A 16,180-nucleotide genomic window follows, 5' to 3' on the forward strand; every position below is an offset into this window, starting at 1 on the left:
GCCATCGCGCCATCCGGGATTTCAACGCGCGTCGCGCTTTGCCTGCGCCACTTTGCCGGCCTTGCGCTGGCGGCCGAGTTCGGCCGGCCGCACCAGCTTCGGCGCCCGCTCGTTGGCGATGGCCCGCATGCCCTTGTGCGCCGTGCGCGAATTGAGCGCGGGGCCATCCGCCGGCGCGTTTTGCTTCAAGGCCAGCGCCTTGTGTGCGTTCCCGACCAGAGAAATGCGAGCGGCAAGTTGCCGGCGCCGTTCGGCCTCGCCATTCAACCGCCGCATGGCCATGGCCAGCACCGCCAGCTTCACCTGCGAGCCGCCATCGGCCTTCGAGGCGCTCGCTCCCTTGGGCGCGCCCTTGCCGCGCATCTCACGCCGGCGCCGGTGCGCCTCGCCCTGCGCCTTGTCGCGCCGCTCCCGCAACAGCTTGACCAGGCCGGAAAGGTCGGCGTCGGAAAGCTCCTGTACCGCCGGATGGTGCGATTTCTCGACCAGTTCCTTCTCATCGGCGCTGAGCGCGCGTGCTTCCTCCTTGCGGGAAATTGCCATGATAGTCCTCCTGCGCTGGCGTGCCTGTCTGTTCAGGACGCCAGAGCCTCGGTCCGAATGGTGGCGCGGTCAAGACGAAGCTTTTTTCGCCGGCTTGCAACGCAGCAGCCGAATGCCGCTCGTTCAGTGCCCCGACAGGCTATGCAGATACGCGCAAGCCAGGCCGATGAGTTCGGCCCGCAGCACCGGCGACTGGAGCTCGCCATGGCGCGCCGCCGCATGAATGACGCCCTCGACCGCGCCCGACAGCACACGCCCGGCAATGCCATCGCGTTCGGGATCGGCCCTGCCGGCCGCCGCTGCAATCACGGCCTGATAGCGGCGCAGATATTCGGCCTCGAACACGTCCTGGGCCGAGCGGGCGGCAAGCGGCACCTCATCGAGCAGCACCCGATGCAAACGCTGGTCCACGCTGTGGGCGGCGACGACGCCGTCGATCAGCGCCGCGGCCCTCTGCTCCAACGTGATGCTTGCGTCGCTCTCATCAGGCACGACAATCGCCGCCAGCACGGCGTCGAGGTGGCGGTTGCGGATTTCTTCCGCCAGCGACAGCTTGTTGGGAAAATACTGATAGATCGAACCGATGCTGACACCGGCGGTCGACGCCGTCTCATTGGTGGTGAAATGGGCCCAGCCGCGCCGGGCCAGAACGCGAGCCGCCGCCTCGACGATGGTATCCACCGTGGCGCGGGAACGCTGTTGCCGGGGCAGTTTGCGCACACTTTCGGGCTGTGGGGGAACGCGAGTAGCCATATCGGGGGCTTCCCATCAAAATGTGAATAGAAGCTCACATTCTATCCCGCGGCACAACAAGAGGTTCACGATGAGCAGCAAGACCCTCCTGTTTTCCCTGTTCAGCTACAAGGCCTGGGCCGACGAGGAACTCCTCACCCTGCTGGGCGGCATTGAACAGCAACTGAGCAAGCAGGATCTCGGAGAAATCCTCGAAACCATCAATCACGCGCATGTCGTCGACAGGATTTTCGCGGCCAACGCCCGCAAGCAGAAGCACGATTACCGCGATACCGGCACGGAGCAGACGCCGACGCTCCCGCAACTGTCCAAAGCCATCAGGGAAACGGACCGGTGGTATCTCGCCTACGTCGAACAGCTCGCGCCCGAAGAGTTGGTCGAAACGATCCGCTTTGCCTTCACCGACGGCTCGCCTGGAAAGATGTCACGCGAGGAGATGCTGGCGCATGTCATCACCCATGCCGGCTATCATCGTGGCGAGGTCGGACGCATCCTCACGCGGCTGTCAAAGCCGACGTCGCCCGACACGTTCACGGGCTATCTTCATCGTGCGGAGCCGGCGCGTCGGACCGCTGCCTGAAGCACTTCCGCTGGGGAAGCGGCAACCAGCCAGCTAACCAGCACCCGGCAGGATCTTCCCCGGATTCATGATGTTGAGCGGATCGAGCGCCTGCTTGATGGTGCGCATGATGTCGACGCCGTGGCCGAGCTCGTGGCGCAGGAAACCGATCTTGCCTTGCCCGATGCCGTGCTCTCCCGTGCAGGTGCCGTCCATGGCAATCGCCCGCATGTTAAGCCTCGAAACGAATTTCTCCGACAGCGCGATCTCGTTGGGATCGTTGACGTCCATCAGCACCAGCACGTGGAAATTGCCGTCGCCGGCATGGCCGACGATGGGCGCGATCAGTCCCATCTCGGCGATGTCGGCCTCGGTCTCGGTGACGCATTCGGCGAAGCGCGAGATCGGCACGCAGACGTCGGTCGACAGGCCCTTGGCGCCTGGTCGCAGCGTCAGCGACGACCAATAGGCGTCATGCCTTGCCTTCCACAGTTTCGTCCGTTCCTCGGCAACGCTGGTCCACAGGAACGGCCCGCCGCCATTTTCCTCGGCGATCATGCCGAAGGTCTCCGCCTGCTCGGCGACGCCCGCATCGCTGCCATGGAATTCGACGAACAGGCACGGGCTCTCGGGATAGTCGAGTTTGGAGTAATTCTTCATCGCCCGCATCTGCAGCGCGTTGACCAGTTCGATGCGAGCGACTGGAATGCCCATCTGGATCGTGGCGATTACGGCGTTGCAGGCCGCCTCGACGCTTGGGAAGGGACACACCCCTCCCGAGATCGCCTGCGGAATGCCCTGCAGCCTCAGGGTCAGCGAGGTTATGATGCCGAGCGTGCCTTCCGAGCCGACCAGCAGCCGCGTCAGATCATAGCCGGCCGCGCTCTTTTTCGCCCGCTTGCCTGTCGTCACCGTCTCGCCGTCGGCCATGACGGCGCTCAGCGACAGCACATTCTCGCGCATCGTGCCGTAGCGCACGGCATTGGTGCCGGAGGCCCGTGTTGCCGCCATGCCGCCGAGCGAAGCGTTGGCGCCGGGATCGATCGGGAAGAACAGGCCGGTGTCGCGCAGATGCCGGTTCAGTTCCTCGCGCGTCACGCCGGGCTCGACCGTGCAGTCGAGGTCCTGCGGATTGACCGCAAGGATGCGGTTCATCCGCGAGGTGTCGACCGATATGCCGCCGCCGGGCGCATTGGTGTGGCCCTCCAGCGACGAGCCGACGCCGAAGGCGATCACCGGCACGCGGTGCGCGGCGCAGGCGCGCACGATCTCCTGCACCTCGGCCGCCGTTTCGGGGAAAGCGACGCCGTCGGGCGCCTGCGTCGGGATGTAGGTGGTGGTGTGCGCATGCTGCGAGCGGATCGCCTGGCCGGTCTGGAAGCGCTCGCCCAGCCGCTGCTTGAGGATGCCGAGCACGGCGGCGATGCCTTCCTCGTTGCGTTCGACCGGATTGAGGTCGCTCAGAGCCATGAATTCCTCCGCGAATGGACCAGCGCCCACGCTTGTTATGCAGCTATGGATGCCTAAAGCAATTTCAGGAAAAGTGCGAAGCGGTTTTCCTTCCGAAATTGCGTCAGAATGAAAGACACTCCAGCACCACGCTCTGTCCAGCACCAGAACAAGGAAGTTTCGATGCCCATCCCCGCCCCCTTCGTTTCCAAGCCCATGGACATCGAGAAGGACTGGATCGACTACAACGGACATCTCAATATGGCCTATTACAATGTGCTGTTCGACCGCTGCTCGGACGAGGCCTTCGAGGCCATGGGCATGGGGCTGGACTATGTCAGAGAGCGGCGGCTCACCATCTACACCGCGGAAGTCCATGTCTGCTACGTGCAGGAACTGCATCTCGACCACAAGGTCACGGTCTCCTTCCAGCTCATCGACCATGACGCCAAGCGGCTCAGGGCCTATCAGGAAATCCGCCATGTCGACGGCTGGCTCGCCGCCACCTCCGAGACCCTGTCGCTGCATGTCGACATGTCGGGACCGAAGGTGGCGCCCTTCCCCGTCGATGTGCTGACCAGGATCGAGGCCATGCGCGCCGCCCATGCGGCGCTGCCGATGCCGGAGCGCGCCGGCCGCTCGATCGGCATCAAGCGCAAATAGGCGGAGCCGGCTCGGGCACGAACGCAGCGACAGCCGGCGTCGGACTTCAAAGACACACCCGCGAACCAAAATCCCGGCCCCTTGGAAATCGGCATGATCCGGTCCTTGAAGGGGCATCGCACCCGCGTTAACCTTACCGAGGTTTTAACGGGAACAAGCCAATTGAGCCGTTGAACGACTCAGCGGAGCGGTCGAAAACCGCTTTCATGAGTTGCGATACGAGCGGCGGGGCGAAGCCGGTTCGAGGAACGTGCATGAAAACCGACATCAAGGTCGAGGTGGACAGGCTGGCCGCCGATCCGCGCATTACCGACTATGATTTCTGGCGTTCGCTCAAGAACGTCGACAACGAGATCTTCCATATCGCCAACAACAACGAACCGATCCCGTTCGACATGATCCGCTGGCGCAGCATTTTGAAGCGCGCCCGCCTGAAGCGCGGCCACGCCTAGAACAGGCCGCGGCATCAACCCCTCTGATCAAACCTGTTGCCCCGCTTACGGAGATCGCTTCACCGCCGCCAGCGGCGAGCGTGCCGCAACCGGCGACGACTGGATGATGGCCGTGTTGGTCATCGCATAAGGGATGATGCGATCGATCACCCGCTCCAGTTCGGCCACCGACCCGACATGGGCCAGCGCGATGAAACAATCCTCGCCGGTCACCCGGTCGCACTGCGCGATCTCCGGCAGGTCGCGGATGATTTCGGCCACCACGGACAATTGCCCCGGCACGGGCCGGATGCGCAGCCAGGCCGACAGTTTCAGCCCGAGCGCCGCCGGATTGATCCTGACCGAATAAGTTTCGATGACGCCGTTCTCCTGCAGCCGCTTGATACGCTCGGCGACACTGGGCGCCGACAGGCCGACCGAGCGGGCAAGTTCGGCCGTGCTTGCGCGCGCGTCCTTTTCCAGCAGGCGCAGGATCTTCATGTCGGCCGCGTCGAGGTCCGCATTTTCGTTTCGAAGGCGTCTCATGCAAAACCCCTTGGCTTCCGGTAGGAAATTGTCCATCGGCCCGATCATTGCTCATTTGAATTGAGCTTACCGACTACGATACTGATCCGATGGATGATCAGACGCAAGCCCCGGCCACCGACCTCACCGCAACCATCCCTGCCGGCCCTGTCCTCTCGCTGGCGGCAAGGCTGCCGCCACATCTCTGGTTCGCGGTCAGCGCTGTCTTCCACTATCTCGGCCCGGCCTTCGCGGTGCTGCTTTTCCCCCATGTCGGCGTACTCGGCATGGCATGGCTGCGCATCGCCACAGCCGCTCTCATCTTCGCGCCATTGACGCGCCCCTGGCGGACCTTTGCCCGCGCGGATGGCCCGACACGCCTCCTGCTGCTGGCCTTCGGCGCCTGTCTGGCGGTGATGAACTGTTCGTTCTACCTGGCGCTCGACCGCCTGCCGATCTCGCTGGTGGCGGCGATCGAATTCGTCGGCACCATAGCCGTCGCGCTGGCCGGCCTCAGGAGTGCCCGCAATCTGGCAGCCCTTGCCATCGCCGTCGCCGGCACGTTGCTGCTGATCGACGTCAAATGGTCCAGCGACCCGGCCGGACTGTTCTGGGCTTTCCTCAATGGCGCGCTCTTCGTCGGCTACATCGTGCTTGGCCACCGCGTCGCCCGCGCCGGTGCCGGCGATGGCATAGCGGGCCTCGGTGCCGCGATGGTGGTCGCATTCATCGTGGTGCTGCCGATCGGATTCGCCGATGCGCTGCCCGCCTTCTTCTCGCCGTCCCTGCTCATCGCCGCCATCGGCGTCGGCGTCTGCTCGTCGGTCATCCCCTATGTCTGCGACCAACTCGCCATGGCGCGGCTGCCGCGCGCGAGTTTCGCGCTGATGCTGTCGCTGCTGCCGGTCACCGCGACCTTGATCGGCATCATCGTGCTGCGCCAGATTCCGGGCATCGCCGATTGTACCGGCATCGCGTTGGTGGTGGCCGGCGTCGCCCTCCACAAACCAGCTCCAGCCAGCTGACGCCAGGAAGTTATTTCCTCTCAATCAGTTGCCAAAAGTCGCTTTTGGTTCCCTGCCTGCGACGAACTGCGACAGCGCGCTGAAGATTGAACCAAATCCGGCTTTGAGCCGTTGTGCCCCCACGAAAAAGGCTTGGCCCACGAAGAAGCGGGAGTGACGCGATGGACTGGAAGCGGACCAGGGAGTCTGCCGACGCGTGGCACATGACGGATGACCTGCATGTGGAACACGGCAAGGGCGACCCTTTTGCAGCAGCTATACGTGCCACGCGCATGTCGATGATCATCACCGATCCTCGACAGGCCGACAATCCGATCGTATTTGCCAACGACGCGTTTCTGCGTTTGACAGGCTATCAACGGCAAGAGGTCCTGGGCAGGAACTGCCGCTTCCTGCAAGGTCCGAAGACCGACAAGGCGGCGGTCGAAAAATTGCGCAAGGCGGTCGACGGGGTCGTCGACACCAGCATCGACATCCTGAACTACCGCAAGGACGGCTCGACCTTCTGGAACGCGCTTTACATCAGCCCGGTCTCCAACGATCGCGGCGAGTTGCTGTTCTTTTTTGCCTCGCAGCTCGACGTCTCGGACCGCAAGCGGTCGGAACGCCGCATAACCGCCGACAAGGAGCGGTTCGAAAAGGCTGTCCAGGAGCGAACCCAAGAGCTGGAAGCCGCCCTCGAGGCGCGCACGACGCTGCTGCACGAAGTCGATCATCGGGTGAAGAACAATCTGCAGATGATCGCCTCGCTCATCCTCATGCAAAGGCGAACCATAAAAGACGAAGCTGCCCGGCAATCGCTCACCACCACCTTGGAGCGCATCGAGGCATTGAGCACGATGCATCGCCGGCTCTACCAGTCGAAGGATGTCGGTCGGCTCGACGTGTCGGACTTCGCCCGCGACCTGATCTCGGACCTGCTGACCGCCTCCGGACGCACGCATATCAACTCTAAGCTCGATCTGGAGCCGGTGAGCATATCCGCCGAGAAGGCCACGCCCGTGGCGCTGATCGTCAACGAGCTCGTCACCAACGCGCTGAAACACGCGTTCAGCGAACAGCCGGACGGAACGGCGACGGGCAATATCGGCATCAGGATGAGCCAGCCGGACGGCCATCTGAACATCGAGGTGTCCGATGATGGGGTCGGCATGGCCGGCACGGTCTCGGAAACGTCCTTCGGCATGCGGCTGATCAAGTCGCTGGCCAAGCAGTTGCATGCCGAGATCGGATGGCATGACGCGGCCCCGGGCACCAAGGTCGTCATCTCGATCCCGAACGAACCGCAGCATAAGGAAAACGCGTCATGATCGAACCGCTGAAGGTATTGATCGTCGAGGACGAGGCGCTGCTGGCCATGGAGCTGGAAAGCCTTGTCGAGGAGGCCGGACACAGCGTTGTCGGCTGGGCAACCTCCTCGGCCGAAGCCAGGAAGGCGGTGGATACGACAGATGCGGACATAGCCTTTGTCGACATCCATCTGACGGACGGCCCGACCGGCGTCGACGTGGCCCGTTACATCGGCGAAAGAAGGAAATCCATGGTTGTGTTCATGACCGCCAATCCGAAGCGGATTCCCGATCACTTCGCCGGCGCCATCGGTGTCATCGCCAAGCCCTACACGATGAACGGACTGCTCTCGGCGCTACGCTATCTGCAGGAGGGCGTGCGGCGTCCGCCGCCGAAGTCGGCCCGGCCGGCCGGCTTCACCCTGTCACCCGCCTTCGAGACGGTCTGGGCTCCAACGAGCTGACTGGCTCAAGCCGGTTTCCGGCTTAGGCGAGTTTCTGTTTCAGGCCAGTTTCTGCTTCAGGCCAGTTTCTGCTTCAGGCCAGTTTCTGCTTCAGGAATGCGATCGTCCTGCCCCAGGCGAGGTCGGCCGCCTTCTTGTCGTAGCGCGCAGCAGAGGTGTCGTTGTTGAAGGCATGGTTGGCGCCTTCATAGACATAGACCGTGTATTCGACATGGTCGGCGTCGAGTTCCTTCTTGAAAGCGTCGATGCCGGCATTGGTGCGATCGTCGAGGCCTGCATAGTGCAGCAGCAGTGCCGCCTTGATCTTCGAGACGTCGGCGGCCTTCGGCTGCATGCCGTAATAGGCAACGCTGGCTGCGAGGTCGGGCGCATTGACAGCCAGCATGTTGGCCGTGCCGCCGCCCCAGCAGAAGCCGATGGCGCCAACCTTGCCATTGCCGTCCTTGTCGGCCTTGAGATAGGCGACGGTGGCCACGCCGTTGGCGGCCGTCTGCGCCGGATCCAGCTTGGTGAACATGTCGCGCGCCTTGTCCTCGTCGTCGGGCGTGCCGCCGAGCGGTGACAGGAAATCAGGAGCGAGCGCAATGAACCCCTCCAGCGCCACGCGCCGCGCGACATCGCGTATATGGGCGTTGAGCCCCCTGTTCTCATGGATGATGATGACCGTGCCGAGCTTGCCCGTCCGGTCTGCCGGCTCGACCAGGTAGCCCTTCATCTCGCCGCTGGCCCCCGGATAGGTCACATCCCCGCCCTTCACCCGGGGATCGTTCTCGGCGACGATTGCCGCCTGCGCGGAATTGGCGGCCAGCATCGGCGCGATCGCGGCCGCTGCCGCGCCCGATCCGGCAAGCCTCGTCAGTTGCTCCATGAAACGTCGCCGGTCGAGCGTCAGATGCGTGTATTCGTCATAGGCATCGATCATCGCCTGGGTGATCACGGGCCTGTTGGTGACATCGGTCATGACGCGCTCCTCGGTCTCTGTGTCTCGACTATCCTTGTCGCTGCCAAAGATAGGCGCGCGCCCCCCGTCGTCCAGTGACCGGCGGCGGCCCGATTGCCGGCGATGCGCCGATCATCACGTTTTTGTCATCGCTGACAAATCTTGATGGCGCTGCCACAATAGTAGGTGAAACTGACCATCCGGCCGCCCCATGGCGCGGCCACGGTCCTGAAAGGTCCGATCTGAAAGGAACAATGCCGATGACCATGTCCTCGCCTATCCTGGCCACAGCCTTCACGCTTGCAGCGGCAGCCCTTGTGGCGATGCGCGCGGTGGCCGCGAACCGGAAAAGGGCAATGGTCAAGGTACGCAGCCAGCGCCATCCGGCAAACACGAAAACCCAGGGTTGAGGTGAAGTCATGGACGTACAGGATATCGTCAACACCGTTTCGCAGAAGGCCGGCCTCGATCAGGCGACGACCGAAAAGGTCGTCGGCACCATTTTCTCGGTGCTCGAACATGAGGCCGAAGGCACCAGCGCCTCGTCCTTTTTCGCCAAGATTCCGGGCGCCGATGCTCTGGCACAGCAATATGACGTGATGGCCGCTGCCCCCGCCGGTGGCGGTGGCGGCTTCCTGTCGTCGCTGCAGGGCGCGCTTGGCGGCGTGCTCGGCGAGAAGGCCGGCGCGCTGGTCAACGGCCTCGCCGCGCTCAAGGCGTCGGGCCTCGACATGGCGCAGATCCAGAAGGCCGGCGCCACGCTGGTCCAGCAGGCCGAAGCCGCCGCCGGCCCGGATCTCACCAATCAGGTCCTGGGCCAGGTGCCCGGCCTGAAGAGCCATCTGGGGATCGGCTGACCCACCCCCTACTTCGGCAGCGCGTAGGCCATCACATAGTCCCCCGGCTTGGTGCCGACCGAGCCGTGGCCGCCGGCGACGATGACGACGAACTGGCGACCGTCGGCGACCGTATAGGTCATCGGCGTCGATTGGCCGCCGGCCGGCAGCCGCGCCTGCCAGAGCTGCTTGCCCGATGTCAGGTCATAGGCGCGCAGGTAGTTGTCGACAGCCGCACCGAGGAACGCCACACCGCCGGCGGTGATCATCGGCCCGCCAATGCCGGGCACGCCGACCTTCAGCGGCAGGGGCAGCGGCGTCATGTCGTAGATGGTGCCGTTGCGGTGCTTGTAGGCGATCGTGCCGGTCCTGAGATCGACGCCCGCGACATAGCCCCAGGGCGGCGCCTGGCAGGGAATGCCGAGCGGCGACAGGAACGGCCCCATCGCTACCGCATAGGGCGCGCCTTCATTGCGGTTCAGCCCCTGCTCGCTGCCCTTGGTGTTGTCGCCTGGCGCCGGCACGTCCGCGCGAGGAACGAGCCTCGATGTGAAGGCGAGATAGGTCGGCATGCCGAACATCACCTGCCGCACCGGGTCGACCGCGACGCCGCCCCAGTTGAAGACGCCGAAATTGCCGGGATAGATCAGCGATCCTTGCACCGAAGGCGGCGTGTAGCGGCCCTCATAGCGCAGTTTGTGGAAGGCGATGCGGCAGGCCAGCTGGTCGAACATGGTGATGCCCCACATGTCGGCATCGGTCAGCGGCTTGGGGTTGAAGGAGAGATCGGACGAAGGTTGCGTCGGCGAAGTATGATCGCCTTCGATGGCGCCGCCCGGCGCCGGCACCTCCTTGACCGCGATCACCGGCTCGCCGGTGCGGCGGTCGAGCACATAGAGGTCGCCCTGCTTGGTCGGCCCGACCAGCGCCGGCACGATTGTGCCGTCGGCCTTGGTGATGTCGATCAGGCTCGGCTGCGCCGGCACGTCCATGTCCCACAGGTCGTGGTGCACGGTCTGGCGCACCCATTTCAACTGCCCGGTGTTGAGGTCGAGCGCGGTGATCGAGGAGGAGAATTTCTCGACATTGGCGCTGCGCCCTGCCCCAAGCTGGTCCGGCGTCTGGTTGCCGAGCGGCACATAGAGCAGGCCGAGCTTCTCGTCCGCGCTCGGCGTCGACCACATGTTGGGCGAGTTGGCTGTATAGGTCTGGCCGGCAGGCAGCGGCGTGGTCTGGTCCGGATTGCCGGAATCCCAGTTCCAGACCAGCTTGCCGGTAGGGGCATCATAGGCGCGGATGACGCCGGACGGTTCCTGCGTCGAATAATTGTCGTTGACCGCCCCGCCGACGATGATCTTGCCGCCCGCGATCAGCGGCGCCGAGGTCGAATAATAGTAGCCCGATTTCGGGTAAGGCATCCCGGTCAGAAGATTGAGCGTGCCGCCTTCGGCGAAGGCGGGACAGACCTGGCCGTTGGCGGCGTCGAGCGCGATCAGCCGCGCGTCTGACGTCGGCAGGTAGACGCGGGTCGCGCAGGGCTGGCCGGCGGCGCCGGAAGCATCGGCATAGTAAGACACGCCGCGGCAGGTCTGGTGCTGACGGTCCTTGTCCAGCTTGATCTTGGGATCGTAGCGCCACCTCTCCTTGCCGGTCGCGGCATCGATGGCGATGGCGAAATTATGCGGCGTGCAGATGTAGAGCGTGTCGCCGACCTTCAGCGGCGTGACCTGATAGGTGGTTTCGCCGATATCGTCCGGCCCCTTCACGTCGCCGGTGCGATAGGTCCAGGCAGGTTTGAGGCCGGCCACATTATCCGGCGTGATCTGGTCGAGCGGCGAATAGCGCTGGCCGAACTGGGTGCGGCCATAGAAGTGCCATTCGCCCGCCGGCACATCGCCGCCGAGATTGGCGTTCGGGATCACCTTGTCGGTGTCGAGCGCGCCGGCGATATCCTTCGGGTCCGTCGTCATCGAATAGCCGGCCACCGCCAGCGATGCCAGCACCGCCAGGATCAGCGGCGCGCGCCCGTCGGGGCCCGCCAGGCCGCGCCGCGCCCAGGGCGTCAGCAGCCACAGCGCCACCAGCACGATGATGCCGCCGCGCGGGCCGAGTTCCCACCAGTCGAAGCCGGTTTCCCACACCGCCCAGGCCAGCGTGCCGAGCACGATCGCGGCGTAGAGCCAAAGTGATGTGGAGCGGCGCCGGTAGAGCAGCCACGCTGTGATGACGAAGGCGAGACCGGCGATGATGTAGTACCAACTGCCGCCCAGCGAGGCCAACCAGATGCCGCCCGCGCCGAGCGCCAGGCCGAGGAGAAAGAGAACGAGGGAGGTGATGGTGACAGCCAAGATGATACTCCTTCGACTGTTGCGCTCGGCGGCGCGGCCATGGGCAACCCGGCATTGCGTCCTGCCCGAAACACAACTTTCCCCTGCCCGCCTTGCCTGTCAAGCATAGGCCATGGGCCTGTTTCGACAACCTCGTTCCGCCTGCGGTTGTTCGCAAGGCTGGCCGCACGGGCCCAGAGTGACCGTATCCAGCACTTTACCGGAACAAAACGTAGACACGTCTGGCCTTTCGCCGCCGAATCACTACATTCGGGGGAAATGTCCGGCTTTTCGGAAGACATGCCCTTTTTCGATGAACCCAATGCGCGGCCCGCGGCCCCGTCGGGCATTGCCGCGCGCGCCATGGCTGCCCGCGGCGGCCAGAACCATGCGCCCGATTATCTGAAAGGGCTCAATCCCGAACAGCGCCTGGCGGTGGAAACCACCGAAGGCCCGGTTCTCGTGCTGGCCGGCGCCGGCACCGGCAAGACGCGTGTGCTCACCACCCGCATCGCCCATATCCTTGCCACCGGCAGGGCCTACCCCCGCGAAATTCTCGCCGTCACCTTCACCAACAAGGCCGCGCGCGAGATGAAGCAGCGCATCGGCCACCTGATCGGCGACGAGAATGTCGAGGGCATGCCCTGGCTCGGCACCTTCCACTCGATCGGCGTGAAGCTGTTGCGGCGCCACGCCGAGCTGGCCGGTTTGAAGTCGGATTTCACCATCCTCGACACCGACGATGTCATCAGGCTGATCAAGCAGCTCATCCAGGCCGAGGGCCTGGACGACAAGCGCTGGCCGGCCAAGCAGTTCGCACAGATGATCGATGGCTGGAAGAACAAGGGCCAGGGTCCTGCCGACATCGCCGAGGGCGACGCGCGCAGCTTCGCCAACGGCAAGGGCCGCGAACTCTACAAGGCCTATCAGGAGCGCCTGCAGACGCTGAACGCCTGCGACTTCGGCGATCTGCTCTATCACCCGATCCGCATCCTGCGCGCCAATCCGGATGTGCTGAAGGACTATCACCGGCGCTTCAAATACATCCTCGTCGACGAGTACCAGGACACCAACACCGCGCAATACATGTGGCTGCGGCTTTTGGCGCAAAGATCTACCTCCCCCTCGATGGGGGAGGTCGCGCCGCGAAGCGGCGCGGGTGGGGGTGGCAGCGCCGGCGCCAGTCACCCCCCCCCGTCGCTTCGCGACGACCCTCCCCATCAAGGGGAGGGTAAGGCGCGATCGACCGAAACCCGCGCCACCGTAAACATCTGCTGCGTCGGCGATGACGACCAGTCCATCTATGGCTGGCGCGGCGCCGAGGTCGACAACATCCTGCGCTTCGACAAGGATTTCCCGGGCGCCACCATCATCAGGCTGGAGCGCAACTACCGTTCCACCGCGCATATCCTTGGTGCTGCTTCCCATCTCATCGCCCACAATGAGGGCCGTTTCGGCAAGACGCTGTTCACCGACCGCAACGATCCCGAAGACGGCAAGGTCAACGTCCACGCCGCCTGGGATTCCGAGGAGGAAGCCCGCGCCATCGGCGAGACCATCGAGGCCTACCAACGCCCCGACAGGCAGGGAAACCGGCACAAGCTCAACGACATGGCGATCCTCGTCCGCGCGTCCTTCCAGATGCGCGCCTTCGAGGACCGCTTCATCACGCTTGGCCTCAACTACCGCGTCATCGGCGGCCCGCGCTTCTATGAGCGCATGGAAATCCGCGACGCGCTGGCCTTCTTCCGCGTCGTCGCCAACAGCGGCGACGATCTCGCCTTCGAGCGCATCGTCAACGTGCCCAAGCGCGGGCTCGGCGAAGCCACCATCCGCCAGATCCACGACACGGCGCGTGGCTTGCGTGTCCCCATGCTGGAGGCGGCCGCGACGCTCGCCGAAAGCGACGAGTTGAAGCCCAAACCGCGCGCGGCGCTGCGCGAGGTCGCGGCCAATTTCGAGCGCTGGCGCAAGGCGTTGGAAACCACGCCGCACACCGAACTCGCCGAGACCATTCTGGAGGAGAGCGGCTACACCGACATGTGGAAGAACGACCGCTCGGCGGAAGCGCCCGGCCGGCTCGAAAACCTCAAGGAACTGGTCCGTTCCATGGAGGAGTACGAATCGCTGCGCTCCTTCCTCGAACATGTAGCACTGGTCATGGACGCCGAGCAGAATGCCGGGCTCGATGCCGTCTCGATCATGACGCTGCATTCGGCCAAGGGCCTGGAATTCGACACCGTCTTCCTGCCCGGCTGGGAGGAAGGCCTGTTTCCCCACCAGCGCGCACTCGATGAAGGCGGCCGCTCAGGCCTGGAGGAAGAGCGCCGCCTTGCCTATGTCGGCCTGACGCGGGCCAAGAAGAACCTGCATATCTGGTTCGTCTCCAACCGCCTCATCCACGGGCTCTGGCAATCGACGATCCCGTCGCGTTTCCTGGAAGAGCTGCCGGAAAGCCATATCGAGATCGCCGAGGCCGGCAACTCCTATGGCGGCTACGGCAATCCCTATGGCGGCGGCTCCTTCGCGTCCGGCCGTGGCGGCCAGGGGGCGGGCAGACAAAACCCCTACGGCGCCTCGCGCTTCGACAATGTCGGCGCCGAAAAATCCGGTTCGTTCTCCAACAGCTATTCGACGCCGGGCTGGCAGCGCGCACAGGCCAACCGCACCGAGGCGACCGACCGCAACTGGGGCACGCGGTCCGGCCATCAGGTCGAGCGCATCGGCTATGGCGAAACCGACAGCGGCTACGGCGCCGGCCGCACGAGCGTGAAAGGCCGTACCATCGACGGCGAACTGGTCGCCAAATCCGTCGCCGACAAGCCGTCCGCCTTCAGCGTCGGCGACCGCGTCTTCCACCAGAAATTCGGCAACGGCAACATTTCGGCCATCGAAGGCAACAAGCTGACCATCGACTTCGACAAGGCCGGCCAGAAACGCGTGCTGGACGGGTTTGTCGCGGCGGTGTGAGGAAAGAAAAAGTATGATCGCATCGGGGAAGAATGAACAGGAGAACGAAGAACCTTTGCCAAGTGGTACGGTAGATAACAATTTGGAGGTCGTTGACGATACGTATCTGGAAGAGGATTTGATCGTCGAATCAAATAGCTCTGAAGAGATAGAGAGCGCAAGACAAGCCCTCATTCAAAGATGCCAGAAAGCAAACATCACCGCAGAATTAAAAACATACATAGAAGAAGCCTTAGACGGAGAGAGATATGTACTGGTTTCGTTCCCAAACGGTCGCGAAAAGAGGAAGAAATCATTCTCTACTTTAGATTCCATTAAAAGAATACTTAGTGTAGAATTTGAGAAATATACGTACGTTGGAAATTACGCTGCGATTTGCTCCTACGAACTAGGAACAATCGAGGCTCTCGTAAAAAACCTGCACCCCGTTGGAGTGGCAGGGTTATACAGGCGTTTATTTGACGTTGACTACTTTTCCGAGGCGGCGCAGACCGGCAGCGTAAAGGAGATATTTGCGGATAGCGACAATGGAATTACGCTGTCTTTTGGACCAATATCTGAAAATTTCAGAGTTATGAACCGCGCGCCCGGCCGAGATCGCAGACTAAGTCTAAAGCTGATCAACACCGGCGTCAAAACGCACGACAAGGCTCTGGATTTACTTGAGAGGGTTGCAAATTCCTTCTTTTTTGAGATCGACCTATCTTACTCAATACCAATCTCTCTTGAAAAAGAGAGGCCTCGACCATTTCCTACTCGACGACCGAATTCATCTACGAAACCGCAACCCTTCAGCTTTCCCTATCATGAATATGATAGCGCTCCAATGTCTTTATATTGGTATGCCAGAAGTGCACGAGGCATGCCACTTTTGCAATTCCTGGCATTTTACCAGATTCTAGAGTACTATTTTCCAACATATTCACAAAGGGAGGCCGCACGAAGATTATCTGTCGTTCTAAAGAATCCTACATTTAGGGCCGACAGAGATGCAGACATTGGAAAGTTACTTTCTACGATAAAGATGACAAGAAGCGGATCATTTGGCGATGAAAGAGGGCAGTTGCGAGCGACTTTACAGGAGTGCCTCGACCCTGATTCGCTACGAGATTTCGTTTGCGAAACCGAAGAAAAAAGAGATTTCTTTTCATCGAAGCAGCCTAGCCTAACATCGCACAGGCTCACATTGGCCAATAAAGATGCAGACTTAAGAAATGAAGTGTCGGATCTGATATATGACATCAGATGCAAGATTGTACATACGAAAAACGAATTCAACGAAGACGAAAGGAATATACTACTTCCATTTTCAAAGGAAGCAGATCTTCTGTATTATTATATAGAGTTGATCCAATTTGTTTCGAAGAACGTGCTTATATCCGCGAGCACGAAGATGACTTTGTAAT

Annotated in this window: 16 protein-coding genes; 10 read left to right on the forward strand and 6 right to left on the reverse strand. The window is 62.5% G+C overall.

Annotated features, from left to right (window positions below; all coding sequences use genetic code 11):
* Positions 1-21: 21 nt before the first annotated feature.
* The gene (locus FFS37_RS15730; RefSeq protein ID WP_137931870.1) at positions 22-543 is read right to left on the reverse strand and encodes a hypothetical protein; all 522 of its coding nucleotides are present in this window, start codon (positions 541-543) and stop codon (positions 22-24) included.
* A gap of 123 nt (positions 544-666) precedes the next feature.
* Positions 667-1,296, reverse strand: coding sequence for a TetR/AcrR family transcriptional regulator (locus tag FFS37_RS15735; RefSeq protein WP_137931871.1), 630 nt, complete (start codon positions 1,294-1,296; stop codon positions 667-669).
* A gap of 70 nt (positions 1,297-1,366) precedes the next feature.
* Here FFS37_RS15735 and FFS37_RS15740 point away from each other — a divergent pair, with 70 nt between their 5' ends.
* Positions 1,367-1,876: a DinB family protein gene (locus tag FFS37_RS15740; RefSeq protein WP_137931872.1), complete on the forward strand. Its 510-nt coding sequence runs from the start codon at positions 1,367-1,369 to the stop codon at positions 1,874-1,876.
* Positions 1,877-1,909: 33 nt separating this feature from the next.
* Here the strand turns inward: FFS37_RS15740 and FFS37_RS15745 are convergent, their stop codons facing one another.
* Positions 1,910-3,325: an FAD-binding oxidoreductase gene (locus FFS37_RS15745; RefSeq protein ID WP_137931873.1), complete on the reverse strand. Its 1,416-nt coding sequence runs from the start codon at positions 3,323-3,325 to the stop codon at positions 1,910-1,912.
* A gap of 162 nt (positions 3,326-3,487) precedes the next feature.
* Between FFS37_RS15745 and FFS37_RS15750 the strand changes: the two genes are divergently transcribed.
* On the forward strand, positions 3,488-3,967 hold the full coding sequence (locus tag FFS37_RS15750) for a thioesterase family protein (protein WP_137931874.1): 480 nt from the start codon (positions 3,488-3,490) through the stop codon (positions 3,965-3,967).
* 254 nt (positions 3,968-4,221) lie between these two features.
* On the forward strand, positions 4,222-4,419 hold the full coding sequence (locus FFS37_RS15755) for a hypothetical protein (RefSeq protein ID WP_013894716.1): 198 nt from the start codon (positions 4,222-4,224) through the stop codon (positions 4,417-4,419).
* A 45-nt stretch (positions 4,420-4,464) separates the two neighbouring features.
* Here FFS37_RS15755 and FFS37_RS15760 read toward each other — a convergent pair whose 3' ends face one another.
* On the reverse strand, positions 4,465-4,944 hold the full coding sequence (locus FFS37_RS15760) for an Lrp/AsnC family transcriptional regulator (RefSeq protein WP_137931875.1): 480 nt from the start codon (positions 4,942-4,944) through the stop codon (positions 4,465-4,467).
* 89 nt (positions 4,945-5,033) lie between these two features.
* On the opposite strand from FFS37_RS15760, the gene FFS37_RS15765 reads away from it, so the two are divergent.
* The 3 genes from FFS37_RS15765 (at position 5,034) to FFS37_RS15775 (ending at position 7,701) form a co-directional block, all read left to right on the forward strand.
* Positions 5,034-5,948, forward strand: coding sequence for an EamA family transporter (locus tag FFS37_RS15765; RefSeq protein WP_137931876.1), 915 nt, complete (start codon positions 5,034-5,036; stop codon positions 5,946-5,948).
* Between the two features lie 161 nt (positions 5,949-6,109).
* The gene (locus tag FFS37_RS15770) at positions 6,110-7,258 is read left to right on the forward strand and encodes a histidine kinase dimerization/phosphoacceptor domain -containing protein (protein WP_137931877.1); all 1,149 of its coding nucleotides are present in this window, start codon (positions 6,110-6,112) and stop codon (positions 7,256-7,258) included.
* Positions 7,255-7,701: a response regulator gene (locus tag FFS37_RS15775; protein ID WP_137931878.1), complete on the forward strand. Its 447-nt coding sequence runs from the start codon at positions 7,255-7,257 to the stop codon at positions 7,699-7,701. The genes FFS37_RS15770 and FFS37_RS15775 overlap by 4 nt, the downstream gene beginning before the upstream one ends.
* Positions 7,702-7,774: 73 nt before the next feature.
* Here the strand turns inward: FFS37_RS15775 and FFS37_RS15780 are convergent, their stop codons facing one another.
* Positions 7,775-8,662, reverse strand: coding sequence for a dienelactone hydrolase family protein (locus FFS37_RS15780; RefSeq protein ID WP_137931879.1), 888 nt, complete (start codon positions 8,660-8,662; stop codon positions 7,775-7,777).
* A gap of 74 nt (positions 8,663-8,736) precedes the next feature.
* Here FFS37_RS15780 and FFS37_RS15785 point away from each other — a divergent pair, with 74 nt between their 5' ends.
* Both FFS37_RS15785 and FFS37_RS15790 read left to right on the forward strand, forming a co-directional pair.
* A complete protein-coding gene (locus FFS37_RS15785) occupies positions 8,737-9,051 on the forward strand; it encodes a hypothetical protein (protein WP_137931880.1) in 315 nt (104 codons plus the stop codon).
* Positions 9,052-9,060: 9 nt separating this feature from the next.
* Complete coding sequence (locus tag FFS37_RS15790; RefSeq protein ID WP_137931881.1) at positions 9,061-9,498, forward strand: hypothetical protein; 438 nt, start codon at positions 9,061-9,063, stop codon at positions 9,496-9,498.
* A gap of 8 nt (positions 9,499-9,506) precedes the next feature.
* Here the strand turns inward: FFS37_RS15790 and FFS37_RS15795 are convergent, their stop codons facing one another.
* Entirely contained in the window at positions 9,507-11,825 is a 2,319-nt protein-coding gene (locus FFS37_RS15795; RefSeq protein ID WP_137931882.1) for a glucose/quinate/shikimate family membrane-bound PQQ-dependent dehydrogenase, read from the reverse strand.
* A 258-nt stretch (positions 11,826-12,083) separates the two neighbouring features.
* Here FFS37_RS15795 and FFS37_RS15800 point away from each other — a divergent pair, with 258 nt between their 5' ends.
* Both FFS37_RS15800 and FFS37_RS15805 read left to right on the forward strand, forming a co-directional pair.
* The gene (locus FFS37_RS15800) at positions 12,084-14,774 is read left to right on the forward strand and encodes an ATP-dependent helicase (RefSeq protein ID WP_137931883.1); all 2,691 of its coding nucleotides are present in this window, start codon (positions 12,084-12,086) and stop codon (positions 14,772-14,774) included.
* A 13-nt stretch (positions 14,775-14,787) separates the two neighbouring features.
* The gene (locus FFS37_RS15805) at positions 14,788-16,179 is read left to right on the forward strand and encodes a hypothetical protein (protein WP_137931884.1); all 1,392 of its coding nucleotides are present in this window, start codon (positions 14,788-14,790) and stop codon (positions 16,177-16,179) included.
* Position 16,180: the final 1 nt, after the last annotated feature.

The sequence above is a fragment of the Mesorhizobium comanense genome (genome assembly GCF_005503535.1).
Lineage (GTDB): Bacteria > Pseudomonadota > Alphaproteobacteria > Rhizobiales > Rhizobiaceae > Mesorhizobium > Mesorhizobium comanense.

Coding starts and splice junctions, on each gene's coding strand:
- FFS37_RS15730 (WP_137931870.1), bottom strand. CDS start 543: ATGGCAATTTCCCGCAAGGAGGAAGCACGCGCGCTCAGCGCCGATGAG.
- FFS37_RS15735 (WP_137931871.1), bottom strand. CDS start 1,296: ATGGCTACTCGCGTTCCCCCACAGCCCGAAAGTGTGCGCAAACTGCCC.
- FFS37_RS15740 (WP_137931872.1), top strand. CDS start 1,367: ATGAGCAGCAAGACCCTCCTGTTTTCCCTGTTCAGCTACAAGGCCTGG.
- FFS37_RS15745 (WP_137931873.1), bottom strand. CDS start 3,325: ATGGCTCTGAGCGACCTCAATCCGGTCGAACGCAACGAGGAAGGCATC.
- FFS37_RS15750 (WP_137931874.1), top strand. CDS start 3,488: ATGCCCATCCCCGCCCCCTTCGTTTCCAAGCCCATGGACATCGAGAAG.
- FFS37_RS15755 (WP_013894716.1), top strand. CDS start 4,222: ATGAAAACCGACATCAAGGTCGAGGTGGACAGGCTGGCCGCCGATCCG.
- FFS37_RS15760 (WP_137931875.1), bottom strand. CDS start 4,944: ATGAGACGCCTTCGAAACGAAAATGCGGACCTCGACGCGGCCGACATG.
- FFS37_RS15765 (WP_137931876.1), top strand. CDS start 5,034: ATGGATGATCAGACGCAAGCCCCGGCCACCGACCTCACCGCAACCATC.
- FFS37_RS15770 (WP_137931877.1), top strand. CDS start 6,110: ATGGACTGGAAGCGGACCAGGGAGTCTGCCGACGCGTGGCACATGACG.
- FFS37_RS15775 (WP_137931878.1), top strand. CDS start 7,255: ATGATCGAACCGCTGAAGGTATTGATCGTCGAGGACGAGGCGCTGCTG.
- FFS37_RS15780 (WP_137931879.1), bottom strand. CDS start 8,662: ATGACCGATGTCACCAACAGGCCCGTGATCACCCAGGCGATGATCGAT.
- FFS37_RS15790 (WP_137931881.1), top strand. CDS start 9,061: ATGGACGTACAGGATATCGTCAACACCGTTTCGCAGAAGGCCGGCCTC.
- FFS37_RS15800 (WP_137931883.1), top strand. CDS start 12,084: ATGTCCGGCTTTTCGGAAGACATGCCCTTTTTCGATGAACCCAATGCG.
- FFS37_RS15805 (WP_137931884.1), top strand. CDS start 14,788: ATGATCGCATCGGGGAAGAATGAACAGGAGAACGAAGAACCTTTGCCA.